The organism is Lutimonas vermicola (genome assembly GCF_038433205.1).
GTDB classification, from domain to species: Bacteria; Bacteroidota; Bacteroidia; order Flavobacteriales; family Flavobacteriaceae; genus Lutimonas; species Lutimonas vermicola.
In genome coordinates this window covers 991,894-1,018,301 of record NZ_JBCDNA010000001.1, presented here as the reverse complement: position 1 = coordinate 1,018,301, position 26,408 = coordinate 991,894, and the positions used below count along the sequence as shown (strand labels likewise).

The following is a 26,408-nucleotide window of genomic DNA, read 5'->3' as shown; positions in this document are numbered from 1 at the left end:
GCCTCAAACAATCTTTGGTGCTCAGGCATTGAAGAAACTAAAGATATTGCTTCCGTATTTTCTGGATCGCTCAAAATGGGGATGCTCAGACAGGTCAGTTTGTTTACTGTGTTCGATGATAAGAACGCCTTCTTCCTTTAACAAACCCCTGTCAAATACAAGACTAAGCAAACGATTAAAATATTCTATGTCCATATCGTAAGGCGGATCGGCGAAAATGATGTCGAATGTACGCGCGCTACGTTCAAGAAATGCATAAGCATCGCTTTTAACAATCATCACACCCGCTTCTAAATCAGTATTGGTTTTTTCCAGGAATTTGATGCACCCCTGATGAGCGTCAACAGCAACAATATCGGTGCAGCCTCTGGAAGCAAATTCGAAACAAATACTTCCTATTCCCGCAAACAGGTCTAAGACTGATACTTGATCGAGGTAATAGGAATTGTTCAATATGTTGAACAGGGCCTCCTTGGCCATGTCAGTTGTGGGTCTAACAGGTAAATTATTTGGAGCCGTAATGCGCCTGCCTCTAAATTTCCCTGATACAATTCTCATATAAACTGGTTTAAAAGTGTAAAGTGTCTTCGTTTCGAAGATTCTTTGATGTTTGCAGGGAATTTTAATTCAGATCTGTTTTCAAGCAAACTGACTTTCCTTACATAGGTATAAGCCATCTTATACAGTTCACTTTCTTTTTCAATGATACCGGCCAGCATCAGTTCGAATGTTTCGGGATTAAGATTTAATTGTTCCGCGGTAAAAAGAATATAATAAATAAAGTCTTCTTTACTCTGGTATGAGAAACTGTTATAGAACATCAATTTATGTTCAGCAATGACCAAAATTTGAAATTGCCGTTCACCCACATAAGCAAACATGTGCGGATGTTCACTGAATTTATAGGTGTTTAAAAGATTGTTTACCAAGATTGTAGAGAAATGCTTGTATTCAAAACTTCCAAAGCGTTCCAAAAAAAAATTATTTACATTGACAAAGGGGATATAGACATTGACCATGTCATGGTTTTCCAATTCATCATGGACGATATAGTCATTGGTATAGGTTTTGGATGAAAATTTCAAATAATCCCTCATTCTTTCTTCATCAAACAGCGATTTCGGAACAAGTGTCGAGAGTTGATTTACATGGCTAATATTGACTGATCCATATCTTGTTTGAAGGGCTTTTTCCTTCACAAAAAGATCCTCTACATTTTTGAGTAATTTTTCAGGTGTTGGTGAATGGTCCTCAAACGGAAAATGCTCAAGTTTTTCTATCTTTTTTTCAACAGTATTAATAATACAAAAAGAAAATCCATCCAAGCTGAGTTGGATGGATAGATGTTTTTCATTCAGATTATTAAAATCTCTGGATATTTTAGTCAGTTGATTCTTCTTTTGATCCATCATAAAAAGGAGGCCAGTTACCATTTGAGTTAACGTCTTCCAAAGATCCTACACTAATATATTCACCAGGAACATTGATTCCGCCTAAAGCTTCTTTTTCCTGACGTATAAGGTCTTTATTCATTCCTTGAAGAACGATAGCTTTATCAACCTTCGCTTCAAATACAGAAGCACGAACACCTTGTACTTTTTCAACTGAACCAACTTTCAGTTCAAACTTTGCATCTGTACCAGGTACATTCATCATTCCTTTATAATCTCTTCCCTCAAAGGAGTTCTTAACCATTTCAAACCCGACAGTATCCACAACCCGCTTTTCAACGTCAATCGTTATTCTGCCTCGTTGTTCTGTAACTACTATATTTTTAACTTCTGTAATTGCAAATGAATCATTTTCTATAAAGTTCACCAAATCTTCGTATTTATCAGTAAATTTTCTATTTACAGAGGCATAAGCCAGTTCGGCATCACGAATAGTTTTTAAGTTTTCAATAACCAGAGCATAGCGTTCTTTTTTGATTTTGTTAAACTTAATTGGCTGCATGATACTTTGATAGATCTGATAGCCAAAATATACGATAACCACCCATAAAACAAGAGATAATACCGGCTTCATCTTGGGAGGCAACTTATTTACAATCAAGTACGCTAATCCTACTACCGCAAGAATTGATACTATAATTATTAAAATAGAAATCATTTTTCAGTTAATTTTAAATTACGTTAATGACAAATCTACAAAAATTTTTCAATCAGGAAAGTAATATTTTCAGTTTATATCTGAATTTTCTCGCTCAAATTACTTGCCCTAACAGATGGTTTTGAGAATTGCTCCTAAACCTATTCTTCTCAGAGCTCATGGCTCAAAAATTGTTTTAGCGTCAAGGGTAACTCTTATTAATTCTGATTAAGTTTGTATGCCTTTGTATATTAACCGGAGGTTTAAAAAATGAAGGACGATAAAAGTCTTTATCGGGCATTTGTAAAAGGTTTCAGTTATGAACCCACTCAAATGCAGGACGAACTTCTCAGGAAGTTGGCCGATTTTTTGGTCAAGGGATCACGATTCAGTATTTTTTTAATCAAGGGCTATGCCGGTACGGGTAAAACCACGATTATCAGCACCGTAGTTAACCATCTCAGTGATTCAGGTTTAAAATCGGTATTATTGGCTCCAACAGGAAGAGCAGCCAAAGTGATAGGGGGCTATGCCGGGAAACAGTCATTTACGATTCACAAAAAAATTTATTATTCCAAAAGTGATCCCAATTCGGGAATGAGTTTTGTTCTGCAACAAAACAAGTTTAAAAACACCATCTTTATAGTCGATGAGGCCTCCATGATACCAGACGGGAACGCAGATTCCAGATTGTTTAATAGCCGATCCCTTTTATATGACCTGATGACTTATATCTATTCAGGAAAGGGTTGTAAGTTGGTTCTGGTTGGTGACACCGCACAACTTCCGCCCGTTAAATTGGATCTAAGCCCTGCACTTGATCAGAAGTATCTCGAAATGGAATTTAATATGGAGGTAGTATCGATTGAATTAGATGAAGTGATGAGGCAACACAAGGCTTCAGGAATTTTATACAATGCCACCAAAGTAAGGGGATTATTGCAGTCAAACCTATTGAATCAAATCAAGTTCGACCTGAAATTTGAGGATGTGAACAGATTAACCGATGGATATGAGATTCAGGATGCTATTTTCAACGCCTATAACGAGGGGATGGACAAAACTGTTTTTATCGTGAGGTCCAACAAAAGGGCCAATCAATATAACCAGCAAATCAGGAACACGATTTTGGGTTATGAGAATGAAATTACTTCTGGAGATTTTGTTATGGTTGTTAAAAACAACTATTTCTGGCTAAAGGATGCTCCGAAAGTAGGTTTTATCGCCAATGGAGATATATGTGAAGTACTCGAAATCTTCAGTTTTAAAGATCTGTATGGCTTTCGTTTTGCCGAAGTGAAGCTTAGACTTGTAGATTATGAAGAACAAGCTCCGTTTGAATCAGTGCTGCTGCTTGACACCCTTCACAGTGAGGCTCCCTCACTTACCTATGAGGAGGGAAACAGGTTATATCATGCGGTAGCCGAGGATTACGCCGAGGAAAAATCAAAACACAAAAGACTGCTCGCCATTAAGAACAATAAATATTTTAATGCGCTCCAAGTAAAGTTTTCTTATGCCCTGACTTGTCACAAAACACAGGGAGGTCAATGGGATAATGTATTTATCGAGCAACCCTATTTGCCTGAAGGCGAAGATATTTCTTATCTTAGATGGCTTTACACGGCGATAACCCGTGCACAGAAAAAACTATTCTTAATTGGGTTTAAAGATGATTATTTTAAAAATTAACAGGATCAATTTTATTATGATTTCTCTGGTGTTGACCAGCTGTTCTGTCTCTAAAAAAATCCAGAAGGATTTGTATGCGTCTTCTGCTGAAGAAATTTATTTTAAAGGGATATCAGTACTTCAGGCTGAAACGGGGGAGTCTTTAATAGACCTTCATGAAGACATGTATTTTACCCCGGCGTCAAACGTAAAGCTTTTTACCTTATATACAGCCTGGAAAAACCTGCCGGATTCAATTCCCGCTTTTGATTTTGTAAAAAAAGGAGATTCACTGATTCTTAAGGGAACTGCCAATCCGTTGTTCTTAACCGACTCTCTCAGTGTGGCGGCTTTGGCATTCTTAAAAAACAGTGATGAGAATATATACCTTACAGATGATCATATAGAAGATGATGTATATGGTTTGGGATGGTCCTGGGATGACTACACCTATGATTATATGCCCGAAAAGCATCTCTTTCCAATTTATGGCAACGTGATTTCAGTCGATAAAGCCGGTGATAGTATAAAGGTAATCCCTGATTTTTTTAAAAACAAGGTACATCTGACTCCCTCTGTAAAAGAAAGCCGTAAAAAGGATGAAAATGAATTCTATATTGAAGCGCCTGCCGATATATCTAATAAAAAAATACCTTTCAAATCATCCAATCAGTTGGTCGCGGATCTTTTAAGCAGCGAATTGGATCGAAAAGTGATTTTAGTCAATGATAACATCGATTACCAGTTTAAGGCCTTTAGGGAGGTCCCTTATGATACCTTATACACAAGAATGATGGTAAATTCTGATAATTTTTTGGCAGAGCAGCTGATGCTGAGGGTTGGAAGTGTTACCAAAGGAACCTACAGTGTTAGCGCAGCAATTCAATACGCACTTGAAAATTATATGCCTGATATTCCTCAAAAGCCAAGATGGGTTGATGGTTCGGGCTTGTCCAGGTATAATTTGTTCAGCCCCAAAAGCATGGTCTACCTGTTAAAAAAGATGTATGATGAGATACCACATGACCTGCTCTTTTCTTATTTTCCCCGAGGAGGCATCAACGGCACGCTTAAGAATGATTTCAGGAACCAGTCTTATATTTACGCAAAATCAGGAAGCTTATCAAATAATTATTCCCTGTCTGGATATTTGATCACCAAAAAAGGAAAAGTGATAATATTCAGCTATATGACCAATCACTTCCCATCCAGCTCTTCGAACCGAAAAAGGGAAATATCAGCTTTTTTAAAAAAACTTCATGAGTCTTATTAAAGGCTTATTCATACAGGATCCTTCCTTCTGCATCAAACCATGACCTGTACATCGGCATGTGGATCTTTTCAACCTGACTTCTTTTGATCTTAAACGTTGGCGTCATCAAGCCGTTTTCAACTGTCCAATCTTCCTTCATAACTACAGCCTTTTCTATTTTCTCGTGTTTATCCAAGGTTGGATTTATCTCAAGTATTGATTTAAGTAAACTTTCATTAAGCTCTGTTTTTGACTTATTTTTACCTGTAACTGAAGGTACGACGAGCATTATGGGTTGTGGAATTCCCATGCCAACAATACAAACCTGTCCTATGTCGGTGTTTTTAGAAACAGCCAGTTCGATAGGGGCCGGTGAAATATATTTACCCTTGTCGGTTTTGAACTGATCTTTTGCTCTTCCGGTGATTGTAAGAAATCCGTCATGATCGTATTCTCCAATGTCTCCTGTTTTTAAATAGCCATCTTTGTCAAAAACCTCCGCCGTCTCTTTGGGGTTTTTATAATAACCCAACAACAAGCAATCGTTCTTTACACATATTTCTCCAATTTCAGACAATTTGGCCGTAGCACCATAAGTGAACTTACCAACTGTACCAATTTTATTGAATCCCGGAAGGTTACAATGTGAAATGATACAATCTTCAGTCATGCCATAGGCCTGAATAATTTCAATCCCGATTTTTTTATACCACTTCATGATATTAACCGAAAGGGGAGCTGCACCCGAAGCAATATACTTTGCTCTGGAAAGCCCAAGTTTTACTTTCAACTTTTTCTTAAACAGTGTATTGAGAAATGGAATGTTCAGTATGACATTCAACTTTTTTTGCGAAACGCCTTCAAGGATCTTTTCCTGGAACTTGGCATAAATCCTTGGGACTGCAAAAAACAAATCGGGCTGGGTAGCTTCCAAATTTGATGCAAAAGTGTCTAAGGATTCAGCGAATGTAAGCGTACCACCCTGACTAATTGCTCCCATCTCCAAACCGATCCTTTCTGCAATGTGAGAAAGCGGAAGGTAAGAAAAGTAACGGGGGTGCTCTGGCAACGAAAGTGTCATACTTATGTTGAAAGTTGCGTTCGAAAAATTTCTGTGGCTATGCATGACCCCCTTGGGGATTCCGGTGGTTCCGGAAGTATATATGATTGTGATCAAATTCTGAGGATCAGGAAGGCTTATTTCCTGTAGTGGTTCATTGCTCTTCAGCAACGACTCCCAGGTCTCATTTTCGTAAATACCATATTGTTCCACACTGATTTTTGGAATGTTTCGAAAAGCATCCTTTTGCGATTCATAATCATCTAATTTACCAATAATCAATAAATTAGATTCACTATGTTCAATTATTGGTTTAATTGATTCAGCAACGAGTGTCGGGTATATTGGCACAGAAATATATCCACTCATCATGATGGCAAGATCAGCCATCACCCAATGCTTACAATTTTTTGACAATAGCGCAATCTTGCTATTTGGCGCTAAGTTTTTTTTCTTAATGGCCCGGGCTATTCTTCTAATCTCCTGTCCGCTTTGTTTAAAGGTTAAAGCTTGAGCCTTTCCTTCGTGAAACTGCTGTAAAAAAATCTGGTCAGGGCTGGATTTCTCCCAGTAAAGAAAGGCTTCCAGAGGAGAGTTAAATTTTTTCATATGTCATTTTAAAATACTTATTTGGCACAATTTAAGAAAAAAAACAAAAATGTGATGATGAAAATTCTTCTGAATACAAGTCAGCGAACAGTATTGTCCTGCTCTAAACGATCATTTTTAGCGTTGACTATCTATAAAACTCAAGATTTCATCGAGATCCGTTTTATAGTCGAACCATGTAATCTCTGGATCCCGTCTAAACCAGGTGCCTTGCCTTTTGGCGAACCTTCTTGTGTTTTTTTTGATCTCATTAACTGCTTCTTCCAAGCTGTACAAATTGTCAAAATAGGCAAACAGTTCTTTATAGCCAACGGTTTGAAGTGCATTAAGATCCCTGTGTTCGTAAAGACTTCGGGACTCTTCCAGAAGCCCTTGCTGCATCATAAGGTCAACGCGTCTGTTAATTCGATCATATATCACCTCCCGATCGGCCTGAAGGCCAATTTTGACAGCATCAAAACTGCGCTTTTTAGTTTGTAAGCCCAAATAGTGTGAATAGGGTTTATCCGTGCCTATACTTATTTCTAATGCCCTGATCAGTCGCTGTTTATTGTGAATGTCAATTTTTCCGAAAGATACAGGATCGATTTCTTTAAGCTTCATTTGAAGCCTTGTAATACCTTCATTGTGCAATATGACCTTTAGATCTTTTCGAATTTCAGGATTGACTTCCGGAAAATCATCCAACCCCTTGATAACGGCATCCACGTAAAGTCCGCTCCCTCCGGTCATCATCATGATGCTGCGTTCTTTGAAGAGTCTGTTCAGGAGTTCTACCGCGTCCCTTTCAAATGCTCCGACACTGTATTCTTCAAATATTGACCTGTTTTGGATAAAGTGATGTTTTACAGCCGATAATTCTTCATTTGAAGGAACAGCAGTTCCAATTTGCATCTCTTTGTAAAACTGACGGGAATCACAGGATAAGACTTCTGTTTTATAGTGTGTCGCAAGGTCAATACTCAGAGAAGTCTTGCCGATGGCTGTCGGGCCGATGATTGTGATCAGTTTGTTCTGTTCCATTGAGTCAAAAGTAATTAATTTTCCGTATTCAAACAGCCTGATTTTAATCGATTAATAAGTCCTGTAACTTTGAAATAAAAGAGGATAAAAATCGTTTAACAGTAATGAATTCGGCTCAAAACGCATTGCTATGTTAAAAAACCTGGTCCTGCTCTTTGGTTTGATCCTCGTAATGAACGTGGTTCAGGCCCAAGAAATAATAGTTTATGGAAATCAAGTCCCAATCCCGGGAGATGGCACGAATACTCCTCAGGTTTCCGATGGGACTTTGTTCTCTGATACTCCGGTGAATGGGTCAGCTTCACAGCTCTTTTCCATGTATAACCCTGATGACAGGGATGTGATTATTCATGACATCAGATTAAGTTCGGATCAATTCGCTATTGGAAGTAAGGTCAAAATAATTAAAAAGAATTCATCTGTAGGGCTTGATATATATTTTGAGCCAACTTCCACAGGAATCAAATCGACAGTCTTAACAGTAACCGTAAAGCAGGGAAGGGCAACAAGAATCTTTTCTTATAAGCTTGAGGGAACTGCTGCCGGGGAGATTGCCTATTCTGGTATTATGATCTCTCAATACTATGAGGGTGTTGATGACGATTTTATAGAAATTAAAAACCTCTCGGCACAGCCAACCACGGAAAAGCCATTTATACTGGCCATGTACGGCCCTGATGATGATCTTGGCGCTGCTCCCCGAAAATCAAATGCCATTAATATAGAAATGATGCAAGGGGGGGAAGTAAGGGTGTACAGCAAATTCAGGCTCGAAGGGGATGAAATTATTATCATATCTCATTCTAAAGGAAAAAATTGTTTTAAAGACAGGATAGAAATCATTGGAAAACAAGGAGAAGCCTGGGGAAAAGGCATTTCTTTCAGTAAGGGGGGCTGCGCAAGTGAATCAGCTCACACAGCATTTGATCCCGAAGATTGGATCAGCCTGAGCCTTTCGGAAGTGGATGCATCTGTTCAGCGACAAAATTTATTCCTGGGGACCTATCAAAAAGGCCCCATTGTTTGGAAGGATGCTGTTTGGACTGACAATGCCCTGCCTGACCGGACGCGAACAGTGATCCTTGAAGAGGATTTTTCGGGAAGCACCGGTAACATCGAAGCCTGTGACCTGATCGTCAACGGTAGCCTTGATTATGACCAGGGCAATAAGAACTCAGTCGTGGTATATGGAGATCTTACGGTCAATGGCAGTGTTCGAATCGGAGATACAGAATCTTTGGTGATGTATGACGATACAGCAGCAATATTCGGTACAATCACCAAAGCAGAAAAATCAACATACAGAAACAACACCTATGATTTTACCTATTGGTCCTCCCCGGTGATTGAGGCCAAAATTGCTGAGGTATTTAAGAATGTAAATCAAAGCCGGATTTTCTACTTCGATCAGGAAAGAACCAATGTCACAGATCCTGCTGATCCTGATTTTTGGTCAGTCTGGGTACCTGCCGGCGGTAACATGACTTCGGGGCTTGGGTATGCAGCCGAGGGAGTTCAAGGAAGCATTGGGGTCCATGAAATCAGTTTTACAGGTAAGCCGAACAATGGTTTGATCTTTACAAAAGTACATCAGCATGAGGACACTGATCCCAACAATGACTACAATATGATTGGCAACCCTTATCCCTCTGCCATAGATATTGAACGTTTTTTTGATGCGAATTTAAATACGATAGATCCGACAGTTTACTTATGGACCCATGCAACCCCGGTTTCGGAATCAACAGGGGATTTCTCTTTCGATGATTACGCAACCTACAACTATACAGGTGGAACGGGCGTTGGAAGCGGCCCTGCTCCAACCAAGAATATAGGGTCGTCACAAGGTTTTTTTATCAGGGCCGTGGCAAAAGGTCAGGTGGTTTTTAACAATTCCATGCGGCTAAGAGATTCCAACGACCAGTTTTTTAAAAACAGTTCTGAGAAAAACTGGAAAACCGAGAACGAAAAGGATAGAGTCTGGCTTAATTTAACCACAGACAGGGGAGGTTTCAACCAATTATTAATAGGTTTTATTGAAGGAGCCTCAGAAAGGATTGATCCCGGATACGATGCCATAAAGTTTCAAGGATCAAATAAGATCAGTTTTTACTCGGTTGTTGAAGATAAAAAAACAGCGATCCAGGGCCTTGGTCCTTTTCATTCGAATAAAGAAATAACGCTGGGGTTTGATACTCAAGTGGCAAACAGGGAATTCAGTATTTCCATTGCGCAAACAGAGGGTGTTTTAAGAGATGTTAACCTTATTTTATTCGACAAAGCATTGGGGCTAAGCCATAACCTTCAATCAGCTCCCTATGTTTTTTATCAGTCAGTGAAAGGAAATTTTAAAGACAGATTTACCTTGTCCTTCGAAAAACAAGCTGACCTTTTAGTTGATTCTTCAAAGAAAACAGACAAACTTCTTGTTTATAACCACGGGGATATCTTTACGATAAATTCTTCCAAAACGATTGATATGGTTCGGCTATACGATATCCTTGGCAGAATGGTCTACGAGTCTCACCCGCGGAGCAACATTTTTGAAATAACAGAATCAAGTACAAAGAAGGGGCAGGTGCTTCTGCTGGATGTCATACATGAAGATCAAAGCAGGTTCCGGAAGAAAGTGTATAAACAATAAATCACTAAAGTTTTTCGCCGCATTTATAACAATTTCTGGCATCATCACGATGGTTGCCAGCTGAACAATTAGGGCAGGAGTTAGTGTTTAGGTGAATTTTATGCCCTTTTTCTTTGGCCATTTCTGCTCCAACGATACCTGTGGGAATCGCTATAATTCCATATCCAAGAATCATGACCAGACTCGCCAGGAGCTGCCCAAAGGCGGTTTGAGGTGCAATATCACCATAGCCCACAGTGGTTAAGGTTACAATCGCCCAATAGATGCTTCTTGGAATACTGGTAAAGCCGCTCGGATCACCTTCAATGAGGTACATCATCGTTCCTATGATCACACAAAGGATCAATACTGCCGAAATAAATACAAAGATCCTAAACCTGCTTGCCTTTAACGCCTTGCTCAGGTTATCAGTGGCACCCACAAATCTGCCAAGTTTTAAGATTCTAAAAATCCGCAGCAACCTCAAGGCCCTTAAAGCAACCATAGCATGGGCCCCGCCAATGAATAATGAAAGGTATTTTGGAATTGTTGAGAGTAAATCTATAATTCCGTAAAAGCTAAAGATATATTGCCAGGGTTTCTTGACGGTAATTATCCTTAAAATATATTCAATCGTGAAAAAGATGGTAATTACCCATTCTGAAATATTAAAAAAATCATGGTACTTGGCGTCCAGTTCTTTGACGCTTTCAAGCATGACAAGAATAATACTGAATATGATCGCAACAATAAGAATGAGATCAAATATTTTTCCCCCACGAGTATCAGCCTCATAAATTATTTCATGCCATTTTGCTTTCCAAGAATTTATTTTAGGATCATTTTTCAAGAACCGGAAGTTTTTTCTAAAGATATTAAACTATTGTTAGTTTTAATAATTCCTTTAAACATTTCCTTCAGAAGCTTATATTTTTCCACACTATAAACGGGGTAATTAATCTTTAAAGTGGAATAAATCAATATTTTATTGTCTTTTTCTGCAAAGCTGGCCACAAATGACCCTCCATTTTCGGGAAGCTTTATATAAACAGGCTCAGGTAACGATTTGACTTTGGCCATAATGGATGAACAAGACCATTACAATAGTTACTATCTTTTTCACAGCTTTAATAATTAAGGGATGATTTCAAATCTAACGATATTGCACTGCTGAGATTATGATAAAAATCAATGAAATTTGATTAAAACCGAATAATTTTTTCAACCTTGTTTCCCGAAAGATATTTTTTGATGATCATGTTATGTACCGGGTGAATTTCGGTGCCGCTGATCAAACTTTTAAGAACAGTCAGGTTGTTGAACTGATGCCTTAGTTCAGCATAGGCATAACCTTGAAATTGATTATTTTCGATCAGGATGACCGATTTTTCGCCAGCATTCCGTCCCTTGTCTACAAGGATCATGTTTTCATGATTAAACATTACCGACTCAACAGATTGCTTTTTATTTTTATTGTGTTTGGGTCTGTGCCTGGAAATAGCCTCTTCAAATTTTATTTGGGCCATTAATTCACTGCCCGTGAGTTCAAAGGAAACCGAGTCCATTTCCTTGAGCAAGGTTCTGGTTTGGCTGGAAGTTCTCAAAAAAACCTGATTCACCAACTTTTGAATATTTTTCCCTTTACCCACATAAATAATATCACCATTATACCTGTGGAAATAGAATAAGCCCGACTGTACCGGCAAGGTATCGAGTATGGTTAAAAGCTTTTCGGAGAGATCTCTCTCGTTGCCAATTTTGATGGTGTTTTTGACGATTAATTTGTCCTTGTCCTTTTGCAAGAGAATTTCAAACAATTTCAATGTTGCCAAAGCATCTCCATTTGCTCTGTGCCTGTCGCTCACCGGAATTCCTATGGTCCTGCACAATTTTCCCAGGCTGTAAGATTCGAGGTCCGGAAGCAATGTTTTACTGAGTTCCACAGAACACAGTGTTGGTATGTCGAATTGGAATCCAAGACGTGCAAATTCATTTCTTACCACACGGTAATCAAAACTCGCATTATGGGCAACCATGACACATCCTTCTGTAATCTCGAGAATTCTTTTGGCCACCTCGTAAAATTTGGGGGCATTCTTAAGCATTTTCGAATTAATGCCGGTAAGGTTTACAACAAACGGCTGAATATCTCTTTCAGGGTTGATCAGGCTGATAAAGGAATCAACGATATCCACCCCGTCAAATTTATGAATGGCTATCTCGGTAATTCCTTCTTCATTGAACTTACCACCTGTGGTTTCAACATCTATTATTGCAAAATTCATATGGTGTTTATTCTATTTTGTCAGCGTTAAGTTCCAGTCTTTCCTCTCTGTTTGCAATTTCCCAGGCGGTATAAAATACAAAACGGGTTCTCAGGGCGAGGATATCAAAGTTAATTTTATCAGGTGTGTCAGTAATCCTGTGGTAATCTTCGTGAGAGCCGTTAAAATAGAAAATGACCGGTATATTGTTCTTTGCAAAGTTGTAGTGGTCGGATCTTTCGTAATAATTATTTGGATCATTTACGTTATTATAGGTATAATCCAGTTTCAGGTTTGTATATTTTTTATTGGTATTTTCTGATAAATCATGTAAGTCTGCACTCAGTCGGTTAGAGCCTATGAGGTAAACATAATCTTTTTTACCTTTGTATTTGTCATCGATTCTTCCAAGCATGTCAATGTTAAGGTCCACTATAGTGCTGTCAAGCGAAAAAACAGGATTTTCTGTATAATATTTTGATCCGAAAAGGCCAATTTCTTCACCGGTAAAATGAATAAAAAGAATTGACCTTTTGGGGCCGTTTCCTTGTTTTTTAGCCAATTGAAAAGACTGGGCCAGTTCCATGACGGCCGAACTGCCGGATGCATTGTCATCTGCTCCATTATAAACTTCGTCCCCTTTCATGCCCAAATGATCGTAATGAGCCGAGATGATGACCACTTCGTTCGGAAACTTGCTTCCCTCTATAAAGGCAAGAACGTTCGGGGAAGGCCCTTCTGACCGGTTTTCAAAATATTCCTTTGGAATCATCTGGGTATATTCAGGATATTCATCCGGAGCCAGCAAGCCTAGGTGCTCATAATAGGCCGTAAAGTAATTTACTGCTAATTTTTGCTTTTTATCGCCGGTTTTTCTTCCTTCAAGAATGTCGGATGAAAGCAGGAACAGATGCTCCTTGAGGTCTTCAGTTTTGATTTGCTCAGCATATTTGATCTTGTCGCTTTCTTTAGTGCTTCCGTCTGTTTTGCCGGAGCCACAAGCAAGAATGGTGAATGCCAAAAAAATTAAAAGTATGTTTCTCATATTGGGAAATTGAAAACGCAAAAATAGAAATATATTTTGCCTATTTCATGATAAATTGTTTAGATTCTTTGTCAAAGCTCATGGAATCACTGTCAAACAGCAAGTTGATTTGGTCTGATTCTATTAGTGCCGATGGCGATCCGGTAATAATTTTTTCCTCGGTCATAAGCCACAATTCATCGGCTATTTGGGTCGCAAGCTGAATTTCATGTGTCGATATCAAAATGGCCCGGTTTAATTCATGTGCGATTTTTTTCAAAAGTTTAAAAGTCTCCATTTTATGCTGCACATCCAGGTGTGCCGTGGGCTCATCGAGAATAATTAAATCGGTGTTTTGTGCCAGGGCCCTGCAGATCATGGCTCTTTGCAATTGTCCGTCACTCAGCTTGTCGCATCTTTCATGCATAAGTTCTGTCAAATGAGACTGAGACATGGCCTCTTTGATTTGTTTTAGATCTTCTTCAAGAAGTTTTCCGATCCAGTTGGTATAGGGCTGCCGTCCTAAAGCAATAAGTTCATAGACTGTGAGGTTGCTTGAAGGAATTCTTTCTGTAAGTACAAGGCTTATTATTTTGGCCAGTTCGTTTCTTGAAAACAGATCGATACTTTTATCTTCAAGAAAGATATTCCCGTCAAGCCTGGGCTGCATTTTACTCAGGGTCCGCAGTAAAGTGGATTTTCCAATTCCGTTTTTTCCAACCAGGCAAACCAATTCGCCCTTGTTCAGGGTGAGATCCATATGTTTTGCAATGACCTTGATCTCTTTCTTAGAGCCATAACCAATGCTAAGGTCCTTCGTTGTTAAAACTTTATGTGCTCCACTTTCTGACATCCTTTTTTTTATAATACCATTTTCTTTTTTCTCAACAACAGCCAAATGACAATAGGAGCACCAAACATCGTTGTAATAGCATTGATTGGCAGGGTAAACTCGCTATTTGGTAATTGTGCCACGGTATCACTGATCAGCATAATATTAGCACCTAACAGTGCGGCAGCAGGCATGATGAGTTTATGGTTGGAGGTATTGAGTATCAATTTGGTCATGTGCGGTGCTGCAAGGCCAATAAATGCGATTGGGCCTGCAAAGGCGGTAATGACCCCTGTGAGTAAACTTGTTGCAATCAACACAAGGTTCTTAGTTCGTTTTGTGTTTATACCGATGCTTTTGGCATAATTTTCGCCCAGGAGAAGGCTGTTCAACGGCTTGATTACAGGCAAAATCAGCAGGGCTGCCATAAAATAAACACAGGTAAAAATAAGTACTTCCGGCCATGTTAAATTTCCCAGACTTCCAAATCCCCAAAAGAGATATTGCTGAAGGTTTTCAGCACTGCTAAAATAGGCCAGAACACTTATAACGGCAGAGGTAAGGCTGCTAAACATCAATCCAATGATCAATATACTCATGGTATTTTTAACCTGTTTTGAAACGACCATCACTGCGAATAAAACCAAGAAAGCACCGCTGCTGGCAGCAACACTGATAAATAACTGAGATTGAGCAAGCAAGGTAAAACTTCCTCCGACAATTGACGATCCAAGAATAAGTAAGGCCACACCCAGGCTGGCCCCCGAACTGATACCTAAAACATAAGGACCTGCCAACGGATTCCGAAACAGGGTTTGCATGAGCAAGCCGCTTATCGATAAACCCGACCCGACTAAAACGGCAGTAATCGCTTTTGGCAACCTGTAATGCACTATGATATAATTCCAGCTGTCCTTGAGGCTATCACCTCCAATGAGGCTTTTAAAAACGTCTTTTACTGGAATATCGACAGACCCGAGGCTAACATTAACAATAAACAGCAGTATCAGCAGCAAAGTGAGCACTAAAAGGCTTATTTTATATGAAGTATTGGGGCTCAATGTAGAATCTTGGAATTTGTCTAAAGTTAAAATATTTAGGCCATTTAAAATCGGTTAATCCAGTTTTTGAAGAAAATAGGCTCTGTAATTTGGTAAAATCTCGGGATGTGCCACCTTGATCAGGTCTTTTAAGACAATATGAGGCTGCAGTGGTCCCAATTCAAAATATTCAACACCTCCGTTACTGCTCCTTCTTTTTGAAAAGGAATAAACCTCTCCGTCTTTAAAGGCTTTGAATTGACTGTAATGCGCATTGGCGCCCTTTAGTTCCTCCATTGTTGTGTAATAGCCTGAGCCTATCCAGAGCTCGGCTAATTGAGCTTTCTCATAAACAGTTTCAAAACTGAGCACCAGGCTTCCTTGCCCTTTTGTGTCATCCCAGATATATTCGGTGTTTGCATCCCTGTAAAGCTGGGCCGTAAAGCTTTCTCCAGCCGGAAGGTTCCATTTGTCTTTATAAAGTACTCCCGACATGATCTTTGGTTTTGTTTTTGAATTCTGGGCCAGTTTTTTTGCCTCGAGATATTGAGATTCTATGCTTTTAAAAATGCTGTCAGCTTCTCTTTCCCTGTCAAAAAGTGCTCCAAAGAACTTGATCCATTCAGCGCGCCCAAGCGGAGAAGCTTCGAGCCAGTCACCATTGAACACCACTGGAATCCCGTTCTTTTCAATATTATTGTAGAGTTTGTTTGATTTTCCCATGGAGAAAGCGATCATTACATCGGGCTGTAAGCTGATAAGAACTTCTGTATTGAAATCCTGTTCATTTCCAAGGTCAGTCACCTTGCCTTGCTCAACCCGTTCCCTTGTTTTTTGAGAAGAGATATAATCAGTATTCGGAAAGCCTATCAGGCTATTCGTTTCATTGAGAATATCTATCATGGGAATATGAGTTGTTGAAGTAGCCACTACTTTTTTTACAGGGGTATAGATTTTATTTTCCCCTTCAACATCTTTGCTTTTGTCCGAAATTAAAATAAATTCCTGATACTGCTCAGCATCCGGGTAAGGTGATTTAATTATTAGTTTTCTATAGCCATTAAAATACTGTATATCAAAACCATTAGCATATTTAATTGAAGTATCAATATACTTATCTTCAGAACCGGTTTTAATTTCTTTTTTAGGATTTTCACAGGAAATAATCAACAGGAAAGGCATCACGAGAGTCAGTAAACCGAGTGGTATTTTACATTTTTTCATAGATCGCTGTTGATTGATTTTAGAGCTTACTTTGCAATGGCAAGTTTACAATTTTTTCCAATAATAGCCAGTAATATATTTTTTTACTAGTCTAAAACCGACTACATTTGCCATGGAATTTGGTCCCGCTATGGCGGGATAAAAAAACGGGAATCTCGTGAAATCCGAGAGCTGTCTCCGCAACTGTAAGCTTAGCTGTATTTTCAGCGCTTGTTGTTAAAAATTAAAGGCCACTTTCGATGGTGAAGGGAAGGCCAACAACAGGACGCAAGCCAGGAAACCTGCCAGAGTCTCTAGAACAGCAATGTTTTCGGAAGAAAAACTATTGGCATGAAACGATTACTTCTATTATTTATTATCGCGTTTGGGTCCTTGCATGCCCAGAATGACAGTATCAATAAGCTTGATGAGATCATATTGCGCGGAAACTTTTCACCGGTTCTGAACAGTGGCTACGAGGTTCGTGTTATTCCTGATTCGATTTTAAAGAATAATTTTGAAAGCCTGGGCACACTACTGCAAAAACAAGCTAATTTTTACTTTAAGCAGAACGGAAACGGGATGGTTTCTTCCATTTCCCTGAGAGGTACCAGCGCTTCCCAAACAGGTGTTTATTGGAATGGCATAGGCATCAATTCGGCCTTAAACGGACAAACGGATTTCAATACGTTGCAGGCTAATAGTTTTGATCAGTTGGAAGTTCGAAAGGGTGGAGGAAGTGTTTTGTTTGGAAATGGTTCTGTAGGTGGTGCGATCAACCTGAAGGATGAGGTGAATTTTAATAATGTTCAGCAAGCCGGGGTCTTGTTGGGGCTGGCCAGTTTTGATACTTATTTTACCCAATTGACGGGCATTTGGGGATCTGACAGGTTCTATGCGAAAATTTCAGGAGGAGTACAGGCTTCGAAAAATGATTATCCCTATCTCAATACATCCCTGGAGAATGACAACGGAGCTTATGTCAATTATAACCTTAATGCAACCTTGGGCTATAAAATAAACGAATTGCATTCTCTCCGCTTCAATACCAGTATTTTTGATAATGACAGGGAGCTTTCGAGAACACTGACCTCAGAAAGCAGCGCCAAGCTTAAAAATAATGACCGGCGTTTCCTGTTGGGCTGGACGTATTTGGGCAGCAGATATACCTCATCTTTAAAAGTTGCTTTGCTTCATGAAGACTTTCAATACCTGTTCGATAAAAACATATCTGCCAATGAATCGATAGGTTCGAGTGATCGTTTGATAGGAAAATATGACTTCACTTATTTTTTAAAGAATGATATGTTCTTTAGGGCAGGAGTGGAGTTCGAGAATGCCAGAGGTAATGGCAATAACATCAATGAAGTTTCTCAAGATGATTTTACGGGATACGCATTGATGCACCATGAACCATGGAGGAAGTTTACATACAACCTGAGTATAAGGGCAGGGGCATCTTCTGCTTATGACATACCGGTGATCTATTCGCTGGACGCCAGGTATTTGTTCACTACATCTTTATCACTTAGAGGGGCATATTCAACAAATTACAGATTGCCGACTTTTAACGATCTTTATTGGGAGCCCGGGGGGAACCCTGAATTAAAGGCAGAATTCAGTTCCTCAGGGGAGATTGGACTCGATTATCAACTAAAAAACCTTCGTATTGGCGCAGGGTGGTATGTTATTAAAAGTAAGGATTTGATTCAATGGAGGCCCGTTACACAAGATTTCTGGCAACCTGTTAATATCGACAAAGCTTTTAATCAGGGCCTTGAATTTATGGCATCATACAATTGTGTGATAGGAATGCATTTTATAGTTCTCAGAGCAAACTACGACTATACCCTGGCTACCGATGATAACTCAAACAAGCAACTAATTTATGTACCAAAACACAGGGCGGGAGGAGTTCTTGATTATTCATGGAAAAAATGGGGTTTCAATTACAACCTTCAATATGTAGGCAAAGTCTTTACTACAACCAGTAACTCCGAAAGCCTTGACGATTATTTGTTGTCAGATATTTCATTGAACAGGAGCTTTTGCAAGGATATAGTTACGCTCAATGTTAAAGTCAACAACCTCTTCAATGTAAACTATCAATCGGTTGCATTTCGCCCAATGCCGGGCAGAAACTATGTATTACAATTTAATTTTAAAATATAAATCCAAAATGAAAAAATCAAATTTAGTGTGTGCCATTGCTTTTTTAGCAACTTTCCTCATTTCCTGTTCGGATGATAACCAAGAACCTAAACAGCCATTAGGCGATTACGAGAATGGTTATTTTGTGAGCAACGAAGGCCCTTTCCAAAACGGAAGTGGTACCATATCATTTGTTGGCGATAACGGGGCGGTGAGTCAGAATGTATATAAAACAGTTAATGGAGAAGACCTGGGTAATATTGTAAACTCTATGTATATATCTGATGACAAGGCTTATATCGTTGTAAATAACTCAAATAAGATCGTTGTTGTAAATCGGTTTACGATGAAAAAGGAGGCCGTAATCCTGGGTGAAAACATTATAAACCCGAGATTTTTTGTCGCTGATTCTGGCAAGGGTTTTATAAGTAACTGGGGAGATCCTTTTAACACAGAAGATGACTTTATTACCGTTATTGATTTGCAGACCAATGCCATTCTTGAAAAAATTCCTGTAGGAGAGGGGCCTGAGAGGATGCTGATAGACGGTCAAAAACTTTTTGTTTGTTTGCAGGGAGGCTATGGAAGCAATAATAAGGTTGTGGTTATAAATATCGCAGACAATAGTATCGATACCGCGCTCACCACCGGTGACGTGCCAAACTCAATAGTTGCCGACAGTAACGGAGCGGTTTGGGTACTTTGTGGTGGAATTCCCGCATGGACCGGGAGCGAAACTCCAGGTTCGCTGTACAAGATAGACCCAACAAGTTACAGGCTGGAAATCAAGGAATTTGCCAGTACGGAGCACCCGTCTTTATTAAATACTGATAAAGGAAATTTGTATTTCGCTCTAGACGGCAATGTGTATGGAATGAATACGAATGAAGTTGAGCTTCCCACTAACGCCATAGAAGGTCTTGGAGGACAATTCTATACCATGAATGTCAAAGACGGAGAATTATTTGCAACAGATGCCGGAGATTTTTCAAGTGAAGGCACATTAAAAGTGTTCAATCTTATTTCGGGAGATTTATTGCAAACTATTACAACAGGTATTGTTCCGGGGCAGGTAGTATTTCCTTAAATTAGCCGCATTATTTTATATTAAACCGATGCGAAGAATATTATTGATTTGTTGTGTTATTTTTTTTAGCCATCAGCTGAGTGCTCAGGAAATAGGGATTAGGTTTGGAGACATGTATGGCAATAATATAGGCCTGGACGCCACCATTCCAATCAGCGCTAAAAGAATTCATGCTTCTGTGTCATTTGGAGACAATGTCGGACTGGACGTTTTGTACGATTTTGCTGTTGAGTCCATTTTTAGGAGCCCTGATCTGCATTATTATGCCGGGGTAGGGCTAACAACATTGTTCGCAAGCGAATTTAAACTGGGTGTTATGGGAGAATTGGGTATCGAATATAGTTTTCCCAAAACACCTTTATCCATAAGCCTTGATTATCGACCCGCGGTTGTCGTGCTTGAAAAAATGGATTTCGTTTATGGAATTTTCGGCCTTAATGTCCGATACGTGATTCGTTAAGAGGTCTCCGAAGTCTGGATTACATCAAAGTCTTTTATCGAAAATCTGTTTATTCTATCCTTGTCCAGTACAGCGTTTTACCGAATATGGGATACCCTATAAATCCTCTTACCCTTAGCAGGTCAGGAGCCTCAATTGAAATGTGGCAACCATATTCTTTTCCGTTTTTTGCATTTAATATTTTAGCCCCTTGCCATACGTTATCTTGAAACTTTGCAGCCCTGAGGATGATCATTCCCAGGATAGGTTTGTCTTTAAGTGAACCGGAACATTTTTTACAAAGATCATTTTTATGTTCAGGGGGCAGTATATCAATGATTTTCACATAAAGCCCATCTTTGTCAAGATAGATTTCTACAATGGCTTCTTCGCGATTTTTATCGAAAATATTATAGGTCTTCCATTTTCCTATAACTGATTGTGCCTTCACTGCATGTATTTGCAACAGGCAGGCTAAGGTAAAAAAGAAGCATATATATTTTTTCATTCTTGCATTCGATACCAGTATTCAGTTCGGCCAATCAAAGAAATCCCGACATATCCTCTAAGTTTTAGTTTATTAATGCCCTCCAAAGTGACATAGCACTTATAAAGCTTCCCGTTTTTAGGGTCCAGAATCTGCCCCCCATTCCATTCATCACCATCTTTACTTAGTCCTCTCATAATTACCAAGCCCTCAATGGGTTGGTTTTTATCTTTTCCCGTACATTCGATACAGGTCTTGTCCTTATCTTCTTCTTTTAAAATTTCAATGATCTTCCCATAGAGCTTATCTTCCTTTTTATAAACTTCTATCACTGATTCTTTCAAGCCCGTGTCTGGGTCAATGCTATGCCATTTCCCCATAACATCCTGGGCCTTTATCAAATAAGGAATAAAGGTCAAAAGCATCAATACAAATACTGTCCGTTTCATTGGTTTTCCTCTGAATGTTGTTCATGAAGTTTTAACAAACTTGCGTTTAATTCAAACCCGAGAAGCAATATAATGGAATTTAACCAAATAAAAAGCATGATGATCAAAACTGTTCCAATTGACCCGTAAAGCTGATTATACTGAGAAAATTTTTCCAGATAGACCTGAAAAATCTTAAAATTTATAAGAAATAAAATAATGGTAAGTATGGTTCCGGCTGAAAAGAAGGAGCTTTTTCTGCCTTCCCTGGTTCCAAAATAGTAGAGGAGCGAGATAGATACAAACAGCATCCCGGTCATGACAATGAATTGCAGAGAGCTCAGCCAAAAATTGGTATCACTTACTACACCCTGCTCATTGAGCGAGTTTATAAAAAATTCAATAAGAATAATGACAGCAACAGTGATCAGCAATAAAAAAGCAAGGACAAGTGATATTACCAGAGAGACCAAATATTGACGTATAACCGTGCGGGTTTGAATTTCATGAAAGGTATATTCAAAACCACTTAAGACGGCATTAACACCATTGGTCATCAAAAAAATGGCCAAAATAAAACCAAACGAAAGTAATTCTCCATATTTATTATTGGCAATATCATTTAATACGAGAGATACTGCATCACTGGCCTCCTTTGAAGGTAACATCTTGAATATAATAGCTATAAAATCATCCTGAAACCCTTCAATAGGAACAAAGGGAATTAGGGTAAGAAGCACTAAGGCAAACGGGAACAGAGCGATAAAAAAGCTAAAAGCAATACTTCCGGCTCTCGAAGTTAAGGCACCTTTTACAATACCTGAAATATACATTTCCAGCAGGTCATAGAGATTCATTCCCTCAAATCCGGGAATCTTAATCTTATGAAGCAGTTTAAAGAGCCAGTCGACTATAGGAATATGTATGGATTCTTTCCTGCTACTCATAATTTTCAATCAAATTTTGCATCAAAATAACCTTGCCATTTATCCTGTACTTTTAAAACTTGTTCAATGACATCTCTAACACAACCTTTTCCACCCTTTTTCTGTGAAATATAGCCCGAAATATATTGAACTTCGGGAACCGCATCTTTTGGACATGCGGCAAGGCCGCATATTTTCATGACCGGAATGTCGGGAATGTCATCACCCATATATAACACATTTGACGGATCAATATTATAAATATCCATATATTCATTCATTTGCTCTATTTTATGATGAGCGCCCAAATAGATATCCGTGATGCCAAGTGCCTGTAACCTTGATTTAACTGCGGGGTTGGTTCCTCCAGAGATGATACATACGTTATAACCCATGTTAACCGCAGTTTTTAAGGCATATCCATCCTTAATATTCATCGTTCTGATCAATTCGCCATTCGGAAATATGGTTACCGTACCGTCAGTGAGTACACCATCCACATCAAAGATGAAAGTGCTTATTTGTGGCATGATTTCTTTATAACTTTTTTCCATTTTTTATTCTTTGAGTTGATATGCTTTAGATATAGCTTTTGATAATAGTTTATAAATTTCTTTTTTTTCTCCTTGTAACATTTCTATGTGTTTTTCAATAACAGCCAGGTCATTTCTTCTTGCCGGACCCGTCTGAGCGTTATGTGGATCCATCGTTTGAACCTTCTTTGCAGTTTCCATGATCAAAGGTCTTAAAATATCAAAGGGCAACTCGAATTCCTTGCATAAATCACCTGCACAGGCAAACATATAATTGCTAAAATTATTGGCAAAAACGGCGCTAACATGTAGCTTCTTCCTTTGAGAAGAGTTGAGCTCAAAAACATGCTCACTCAAGGAACAAGCAAGAGATTGTAATATTGGAAGGTCATCTTTTACCGCTGTTTCTATCACCAGGGGAACCTTTTTAAAATCAATTTCTTGATTGATTGAAAAGGTCTGAACCGGATAGAGGACGCCCTTTTTTAATCCCTTATAAAGTGTCTTTATCCCGATACTACCCGAGGTATGCACAACCAAACCATCTACAGGCGGCAGCTTTTCGGACAAACCGGCTATGGCATCATCTTTGACGGCGATGATATAAACATCGGCCTTTTTTAGATGTTCAAGATCAAAAGTAACAGGAATTGATACGTCAAAATAAGCGTCATTGTTTCCATTTCGACTATAACGCTGAATCAGTTCAACACCTTCTGATGATTTCAGCGCCTGAGCCAAATGATAAGCAACATTTCCGGAACCGAGCAATACTACTTTGATCATAAAGCGAATATACAGAGTTAAACCATTAAATAAAAAGTATTTTATGAGTCCTTTGAATGATAAACATCAAAAAAGGGGTAAATAAATTTACCCCTTTTCCACAATTAACTCTAACAAAAATAATATCAAGAAGCCTTAATCTGAGCCTGAGCTGCAGATAAACGCGCAATTGGTACTCTAAATGGAGAACAACTCACATAATTCAAGTTGGTATTATAACAGAACTCCACAGAATTTGGTTCACCACCATGTTCACCACAAATACCTACTTTAAGGTCAGGTTTTGTGCTTCTACCTCTTTCTGTTCCGAGTTGAACTAATTGACCCACACCTTCCTGGTCAAGGACTTCAAACGGATCTACTTTCAAAATTCCTTTTTCTATGTAGATCGGTAAGAATTTACCGGCATCATCACGTGAATATCCAAAGGCCATCTGGGTTAAATCATTTGTTCCAAAGGAGAAAAACTCAGCGCGTTGTGCAATCAAATTTGCAGTTAGTGCGGCTCTTGGAATTTCGATCATGGTACCTACCAAAAATTCGATGGTATCATTTCTTTCTTCGAACACTTTTTGGGCAGTGGCCCTGATAATTTCTTCCTGGCTTACAAATTCAGCAAGTGTACCAATTAAAGGAACCATAATTTCAGGTTTTGCTTCTATACCTCTTTCTTTAAGGTTTAAGGCTGCCTCAATGATCGCTCTTGTCTGCATTTCAGTAATCTCAGGATAGGTAATCCCAAGTCTACATCCTCTATGACCCAACATCGGGTTAAACTCTTCCAATTCAACTATTTTAGCTTTTACAGCATCCAAAGAAATATGCATATCTTCTGCTAATTCCTTTTGGTGTGCCAATTGATGAGGAACAAATTCATGTAACGGTGGATCCAATAAACGAACAGTTACCGGCAACCCTGCCATGGCTTCAAATATTCCTTCAAAATCTTCACGCTGCATGGGTAATAATTGTTCCAGTGCTTGTTTTCTTCCCTTAACCGTTTCGGCTAATATCATTTCGCGCATTGCTTTGATACGATCTACCTCGAAGAACATATGCTCTGTTCGTGTCAACCCAATACCCTGTGCTCCAAAACCACGTGCAACTCTTGCATCTTTTGGTGTATCTGCATTGGTTCTCACTTTCATCTTAGAATATTTATCTGCCAATTCCATGATTTCAGCAAATTCTCCACTTAATTCTGGTTCAATAGTAGCAACTTTCCCCTCAATGATATTACCTGTTGATCCGTTTAAGGAAATCCAGTCACCTTCATGATATTCATGACCGTCAACAGTTAGTGTTCGGTTTTTATAATTTATTTTTAAGGCTCCTGCACCTGAAACACAACATTTACCCATACCCCTGGCAACAACAGCTGCGTGAGAGGTCATTCCTCCACGGGCAGTTAAAATACCTTTGGCAATATTCATTCCCTCTAAATCTTCGGGAGAAGTTTCTATTCGGGTTAAAATAGTGTTTTTGTATTTATTTGCCTCGTCTGCGAAGAAAACAATTTGACCCGTGGCAGCACCTGGAGATGCAGGTAAACCTTGTGCAATAACATTCGCTTTTTTCAAGGCCTTAGGATCAAAAACAGGATGTAATAATTCATCCAGCTTGTTGGGTTCGACTCTCAGGATCGCTTCTTTTTCATCTATAGAGCCTTCTTTTAATTTATCTATGGCTATTTTGACCATAGCAGCTCCTGTACGTTTACCATTTCTGGTTTGTAATATCCAAAGTTTACCGTCTTGCATGGTAAACTCCATATCCTGCATATCTTTATAATGATCTTCAAGTTTTTGTTGATACCCATTCAATTCATGATAAATGGCAGGCATTAATTCTTCTAAAGAAGGATAGTTTTTCACCCTGTCTTCCTCTTCAACTTTTGCCAATTCAGCCCATCTGATTGAACCAAGTTTTGTGATCTGTTGAGGAGTTCTTGTTCCTGCAACTACGTCTTCACCTTGTGCGTTGATTAAATACTCACCATTAAAGACGTCTTCTCCGGTTCCCGCATCTCTTGTAAAACATACTCCGGTACCTGAATTATCACCCATGTTCCCATAGACCATGGCCTGAACATTTACTGCGGTACCCCAGTCTGCAGGGTATCCGTGCATGTTTCTGTAGTATACGGCACGGTCACCGTTCCAGCTATCAAATACAGCAACTACAGCACCCCAAAGTTGATCCCATGGGTTTGTTGGAAAATCATGACCTGTACGTTTTTTTACAGCTTCTTTAAAATCGTATACCAAATCTTTTAAATCCTGTATGGTAAATTCTGTATCCAGTTCAATATCTCTTTTATGCTTTAGGGCTTCCATGATCTCTTCAAATGGATCAATGTCATCTTTCGATTCTGGTTTCATACCTAAAACAACGTCTCCGTACATTTGTATAAAACGACGGTAAGAATCCCAAGCAAAGCGTTCATTCCCGGTTCTACTCGCCAGACCCATCACAACCTCATCGTTTAAACCCAGATTTAAAACAGTGTCCATCATTCCTGGCATAGATACTCGTGCTCCCGACCGTACAGATATCAATAAAGGATTCTCTTTATCTCCAAAGGTTGATCCCATAATGAATTCAACATTCTTGATGGCAGCTTCGACATCTTCTTTTATCATGGCAACAGTTGCATCCTGGCCAACTTCATTGTATTTGGTACATACCTCTGTAGTAATTGTGAAACCCGCAGGTACAGGTATACCCAGTAAACTCATTTCAGCAAGGTTAGCTCCTTTACCCCCAAGCAGGTTCTTCATACTCGTATTACCATCGGCAGTTTTATTGCCAAATTTGTATACATTCATCTTAACGTCTTGTATTGTCTCCATTTCTTGTATTTTTTTGATAAATATTAATTG

24 protein-coding genes and 1 riboswitch are annotated in these 26,408 nt (G+C 39.0%); of the genes, 6 read left to right on the top strand and 18 right to left on the bottom strand.

From position 1 onward, the window contains the following. Nucleotides 1-21 precede the first annotated feature (21 nt). Genes AABB81_RS04570 through AABB81_RS04560 form a run of 3 tightly spaced genes read right to left on the bottom strand, consistent with a single transcriptional unit; the run spans nucleotide 22 to nucleotide 2,109 of the window. Nucleotides 22-558: an RsmD family RNA methyltransferase gene (locus AABB81_RS04570; RefSeq protein WP_342158939.1), complete on the bottom strand. Its 537-nt coding sequence runs from the start codon at nucleotides 556-558 to the stop codon at nucleotides 22-24. Beyond that, nucleotides 555-1,412, bottom strand: a complete 858-nt coding sequence (locus tag AABB81_RS04565) for a DUF3822 family protein (RefSeq protein WP_342158937.1) — start codon at nucleotides 1,410-1,412, stop codon at nucleotides 555-557. The genes AABB81_RS04570 and AABB81_RS04565 overlap by 4 nt, the downstream gene beginning before the upstream one ends. Further along, on the bottom strand, nucleotides 1,381-2,109 hold the full coding sequence (locus AABB81_RS04560; protein ID WP_342158936.1) for a hypothetical protein: 729 nt from the start codon (nucleotides 2,107-2,109) through the stop codon (nucleotides 1,381-1,383). Before AABB81_RS04560 ends, AABB81_RS04565 begins: the two co-directional genes overlap by 32 nt. Before the next feature lie 249 nt (nucleotides 2,110-2,358). Here AABB81_RS04560 and AABB81_RS04555 point away from each other — a divergent pair, with 249 nt between their 5' ends. Both AABB81_RS04555 and AABB81_RS04550 read left to right on the top strand, forming a co-directional pair. Beyond that, the gene (locus tag AABB81_RS04555; protein ID WP_342158934.1) at nucleotides 2,359-3,780 is read left to right on the top strand and encodes an ATP-dependent DNA helicase; all 1,422 of its coding nucleotides are present in this window, start codon (nucleotides 2,359-2,361) and stop codon (nucleotides 3,778-3,780) included. Beyond that, nucleotides 3,761-5,032 carry a D-alanyl-D-alanine carboxypeptidase/D-alanyl-D-alanine-endopeptidase gene (locus AABB81_RS04550; RefSeq protein ID WP_342158932.1) on the top strand — a complete coding sequence of 424 codons (1,272 nt, stop codon included), beginning with the start codon at nucleotides 3,761-3,763 and terminating at the stop codon, nucleotides 5,030-5,032. The genes AABB81_RS04555 and AABB81_RS04550 overlap by 20 nt, the downstream gene beginning before the upstream one ends. A gap of 4 nt (nucleotides 5,033-5,036) precedes the next feature. On the opposite strand, the gene AABB81_RS04545 is transcribed toward AABB81_RS04550, so the two are convergent. Then, nucleotides 5,037-6,680 (bottom strand): AMP-binding protein, encoded by a 1,644-nt coding sequence (locus AABB81_RS04545; protein ID WP_342158931.1) that lies wholly within the window; start codon nucleotides 6,678-6,680, stop codon nucleotides 5,037-5,039. 117 nt (nucleotides 6,681-6,797) lie between these two features. After that, on the bottom strand, nucleotides 6,798-7,703 hold the full coding sequence (gene miaA, locus AABB81_RS04540; RefSeq protein WP_342158930.1) for a tRNA (adenosine(37)-N6)-dimethylallyltransferase MiaA: 906 nt from the start codon (nucleotides 7,701-7,703) through the stop codon (nucleotides 6,798-6,800). A 130-nt stretch (nucleotides 7,704-7,833) separates the two neighbouring features. Here miaA and AABB81_RS04535 point away from each other — a divergent pair, with 130 nt between their 5' ends. Then, entirely contained in the window at nucleotides 7,834-10,347 is a 2,514-nt protein-coding gene (locus tag AABB81_RS04535; RefSeq protein ID WP_342158928.1) for a hypothetical protein, read from the top strand. Between the two features lie 4 nt (nucleotides 10,348-10,351). Here AABB81_RS04535 and AABB81_RS04530 read toward each other — a convergent pair whose 3' ends face one another. The 7 genes from AABB81_RS04530 to AABB81_RS04500 form a co-directional block, all read right to left on the bottom strand. Continuing rightward, nucleotides 10,352-11,176 carry an ion transporter gene (locus AABB81_RS04530; RefSeq protein ID WP_342158926.1) on the bottom strand — a complete coding sequence of 275 codons (825 nt, stop codon included), beginning with the start codon at nucleotides 11,174-11,176 and terminating at the stop codon, nucleotides 10,352-10,354. Continuing rightward, nucleotides 11,173-11,406 carry a hypothetical protein gene (locus AABB81_RS04525; protein WP_342158924.1) on the bottom strand — a complete coding sequence of 78 codons (234 nt, stop codon included), beginning with the start codon at nucleotides 11,404-11,406 and terminating at the stop codon, nucleotides 11,173-11,175. The genes AABB81_RS04530 and AABB81_RS04525 overlap by 4 nt, the downstream gene beginning before the upstream one ends. Nucleotides 11,407-11,528: 122 nt before the next feature. Continuing rightward, nucleotides 11,529-12,611: an exonuclease domain-containing protein gene (locus AABB81_RS04520; RefSeq protein WP_342158922.1), complete on the bottom strand. Its 1,083-nt coding sequence runs from the start codon at nucleotides 12,609-12,611 to the stop codon at nucleotides 11,529-11,531. A gap of 7 nt (nucleotides 12,612-12,618) precedes the next feature. Beyond that, nucleotides 12,619-13,635: a M28 family metallopeptidase gene (locus tag AABB81_RS04515; RefSeq protein WP_342158921.1), complete on the bottom strand. Its 1,017-nt coding sequence runs from the start codon at nucleotides 13,633-13,635 to the stop codon at nucleotides 12,619-12,621. A gap of 40 nt (nucleotides 13,636-13,675) precedes the next feature. Next, complete coding sequence (locus AABB81_RS04510; protein ID WP_342158919.1) at nucleotides 13,676-14,467, bottom strand: ABC transporter ATP-binding protein; 792 nt, start codon at nucleotides 14,465-14,467, stop codon at nucleotides 13,676-13,678. Between the two features lie 8 nt (nucleotides 14,468-14,475). After that, on the bottom strand, nucleotides 14,476-15,507 hold the full coding sequence (locus AABB81_RS04505) for a FecCD family ABC transporter permease (RefSeq protein ID WP_342158918.1): 1,032 nt from the start codon (nucleotides 15,505-15,507) through the stop codon (nucleotides 14,476-14,478). Nucleotides 15,508-15,561: 54 nt separating this feature from the next. Next, nucleotides 15,562-16,710 (bottom strand): ABC transporter substrate-binding protein, encoded by a 1,149-nt coding sequence (locus AABB81_RS04500; protein WP_342158917.1) that lies wholly within the window; start codon nucleotides 16,708-16,710, stop codon nucleotides 15,562-15,564. A 103-nt stretch (nucleotides 16,711-16,813) separates the two neighbouring features. Continuing rightward, nucleotides 16,814-17,013: riboswitch (cobalamin riboswitch) on the top strand. Between the two features lie 27 nt (nucleotides 17,014-17,040). On the opposite strand from AABB81_RS04500, the gene AABB81_RS04495 reads away from it, so the two are divergent. The 3 genes from AABB81_RS04495 to AABB81_RS04485 are packed head-to-tail and all read left to right on the top strand — an operon-like array spanning nucleotide 17,041 to nucleotide 20,387. Then, nucleotides 17,041-18,861, top strand: coding sequence for a TonB-dependent receptor plug domain-containing protein (locus tag AABB81_RS04495; protein ID WP_342158916.1), 1,821 nt, complete (start codon nucleotides 17,041-17,043; stop codon nucleotides 18,859-18,861). Nucleotides 18,862-18,868: 7 nt separating this feature from the next. Next, nucleotides 18,869-19,927, top strand: coding sequence for a DUF5074 domain-containing protein (locus AABB81_RS04490; RefSeq protein WP_342158915.1), 1,059 nt, complete (start codon nucleotides 18,869-18,871; stop codon nucleotides 19,925-19,927). 28 nt (nucleotides 19,928-19,955) lie between these two features. Continuing rightward, nucleotides 19,956-20,387: a hypothetical protein gene (locus AABB81_RS04485; protein WP_342158914.1), complete on the top strand. Its 432-nt coding sequence runs from the start codon at nucleotides 19,956-19,958 to the stop codon at nucleotides 20,385-20,387. Nucleotides 20,388-20,436: 49 nt separating this feature from the next. Here the strand turns inward: AABB81_RS04485 and AABB81_RS04480 are convergent, their stop codons facing one another. The 6 genes from AABB81_RS04480 to ppdK all read right to left on the bottom strand — a co-directional run bounded on the left by AABB81_RS04480 (nucleotide 20,437) and on the right by ppdK (nucleotide 26,378). Beyond that, the gene (locus tag AABB81_RS04480) at nucleotides 20,437-20,874 is read right to left on the bottom strand and encodes a DUF2147 domain-containing protein (RefSeq protein WP_342158913.1); all 438 of its coding nucleotides are present in this window, start codon (nucleotides 20,872-20,874) and stop codon (nucleotides 20,437-20,439) included. After that, the gene (locus AABB81_RS04475) at nucleotides 20,871-21,302 is read right to left on the bottom strand and encodes a DUF2147 domain-containing protein (RefSeq protein ID WP_342158911.1); all 432 of its coding nucleotides are present in this window, start codon (nucleotides 21,300-21,302) and stop codon (nucleotides 20,871-20,873) included. The genes AABB81_RS04480 and AABB81_RS04475 overlap by 4 nt, the downstream gene beginning before the upstream one ends. Further along, complete coding sequence (locus AABB81_RS04470) at nucleotides 21,299-22,228, bottom strand: YihY/virulence factor BrkB family protein (RefSeq protein ID WP_342158909.1); 930 nt, start codon at nucleotides 22,226-22,228, stop codon at nucleotides 21,299-21,301. Before AABB81_RS04470 ends, AABB81_RS04475 begins: the two co-directional genes overlap by 4 nt. 5 nt (nucleotides 22,229-22,233) lie before the next feature. Then, entirely contained in the window at nucleotides 22,234-22,761 is a 528-nt protein-coding gene (locus AABB81_RS04465) for a KdsC family phosphatase (RefSeq protein ID WP_342158908.1), read from the bottom strand. Between the two features lie 3 nt (nucleotides 22,762-22,764). Then, the gene (locus AABB81_RS04460; RefSeq protein WP_342158906.1) at nucleotides 22,765-23,526 is read right to left on the bottom strand and encodes a Rossmann-like and DUF2520 domain-containing protein; all 762 of its coding nucleotides are present in this window, start codon (nucleotides 23,524-23,526) and stop codon (nucleotides 22,765-22,767) included. A gap of 125 nt (nucleotides 23,527-23,651) precedes the next feature. After that, on the bottom strand, nucleotides 23,652-26,378 hold the full coding sequence (gene ppdK / locus AABB81_RS04455; RefSeq protein ID WP_342158904.1) for a pyruvate, phosphate dikinase: 2,727 nt from the start codon (nucleotides 26,376-26,378) through the stop codon (nucleotides 23,652-23,654). Nucleotides 26,379-26,408: the final 30 nt, after the last annotated feature.

What these genes read in the sequence shown, in the direction of transcription:
- AABB81_RS04570 (WP_342158939.1), bottom strand. Translation starts at nt 558, where the DNA reads ATGAGAATTGTATCAGGGAAATTTAGAGGCAGGCGCATTACGGCTCCA.
- AABB81_RS04565 (WP_342158937.1), bottom strand. Translation starts at nt 1,412, where the DNA reads ATGATGGATCAAAAGAAGAATCAACTGACTAAAATATCCAGAGATTTT.
- AABB81_RS04560 (WP_342158936.1), bottom strand. Translation starts at nt 2,109, where the DNA reads ATGATTTCTATTTTAATAATTATAGTATCAATTCTTGCGGTAGTAGGA.
- AABB81_RS04555 (WP_342158934.1), top strand. Translation starts at nt 2,359, where the DNA reads ATGAAGGACGATAAAAGTCTTTATCGGGCATTTGTAAAAGGTTTCAGT.
- AABB81_RS04550 (WP_342158932.1), top strand. Translation starts at nt 3,761, where the DNA reads ATGATTATTTTAAAAATTAACAGGATCAATTTTATTATGATTTCTCTG.
- AABB81_RS04545 (WP_342158931.1), bottom strand. Translation starts at nt 6,680, where the DNA reads ATGAAAAAATTTAACTCTCCTCTGGAAGCCTTTCTTTACTGGGAGAAA.
- miaA (WP_342158930.1), bottom strand. Translation starts at nt 7,703, where the DNA reads ATGGAACAGAACAAACTGATCACAATCATCGGCCCGACAGCCATCGGC.
- AABB81_RS04535 (WP_342158928.1), top strand. Translation starts at nt 7,834, where the DNA reads ATGTTAAAAAACCTGGTCCTGCTCTTTGGTTTGATCCTCGTAATGAAC.
- AABB81_RS04525 (WP_342158924.1), bottom strand. Translation starts at nt 11,406, where the DNA reads ATGGCCAAAGTCAAATCGTTACCTGAGCCTGTTTATATAAAGCTTCCC.
- AABB81_RS04520 (WP_342158922.1), bottom strand. Translation starts at nt 12,611, where the DNA reads ATGAATTTTGCAATAATAGATGTTGAAACCACAGGTGGTAAGTTCAAT.
- AABB81_RS04515 (WP_342158921.1), bottom strand. Translation starts at nt 13,635, where the DNA reads ATGAGAAACATACTTTTAATTTTTTTGGCATTCACCATTCTTGCTTGT.
- AABB81_RS04510 (WP_342158919.1), bottom strand. Translation starts at nt 14,467, where the DNA reads ATGTCAGAAAGTGGAGCACATAAAGTTTTAACAACGAAGGACCTTAGC.
- AABB81_RS04500 (WP_342158917.1), bottom strand. Translation starts at nt 16,710, where the DNA reads ATGAAAAAATGTAAAATACCACTCGGTTTACTGACTCTCGTGATGCCT.
- AABB81_RS04495 (WP_342158916.1), top strand. Translation starts at nt 17,041, where the DNA reads ATGAAACGATTACTTCTATTATTTATTATCGCGTTTGGGTCCTTGCAT.
- AABB81_RS04490 (WP_342158915.1), top strand. Translation starts at nt 18,869, where the DNA reads ATGAAAAAATCAAATTTAGTGTGTGCCATTGCTTTTTTAGCAACTTTC.
- AABB81_RS04485 (WP_342158914.1), top strand. Translation starts at nt 19,956, where the DNA reads ATGCGAAGAATATTATTGATTTGTTGTGTTATTTTTTTTAGCCATCAG.
- AABB81_RS04480 (WP_342158913.1), bottom strand. Translation starts at nt 20,874, where the DNA reads ATGAAAAAATATATATGCTTCTTTTTTACCTTAGCCTGCCTGTTGCAA.
- AABB81_RS04475 (WP_342158911.1), bottom strand. Translation starts at nt 21,302, where the DNA reads ATGAAACGGACAGTATTTGTATTGATGCTTTTGACCTTTATTCCTTAT.
- AABB81_RS04470 (WP_342158909.1), bottom strand. Translation starts at nt 22,228, where the DNA reads ATGAGTAGCAGGAAAGAATCCATACATATTCCTATAGTCGACTGGCTC.
- AABB81_RS04465 (WP_342158908.1), bottom strand. Translation starts at nt 22,761, where the DNA reads ATGGAAAAAAGTTATAAAGAAATCATGCCACAAATAAGCACTTTCATC.
- AABB81_RS04460 (WP_342158906.1), bottom strand. Translation starts at nt 23,526, where the DNA reads ATGATCAAAGTAGTATTGCTCGGTTCCGGAAATGTTGCTTATCATTTG.
- ppdK (WP_342158904.1), bottom strand. Translation starts at nt 26,378, where the DNA reads ATGGAGACAATACAAGACGTTAAGATGAATGTATACAAATTTGGCAAT.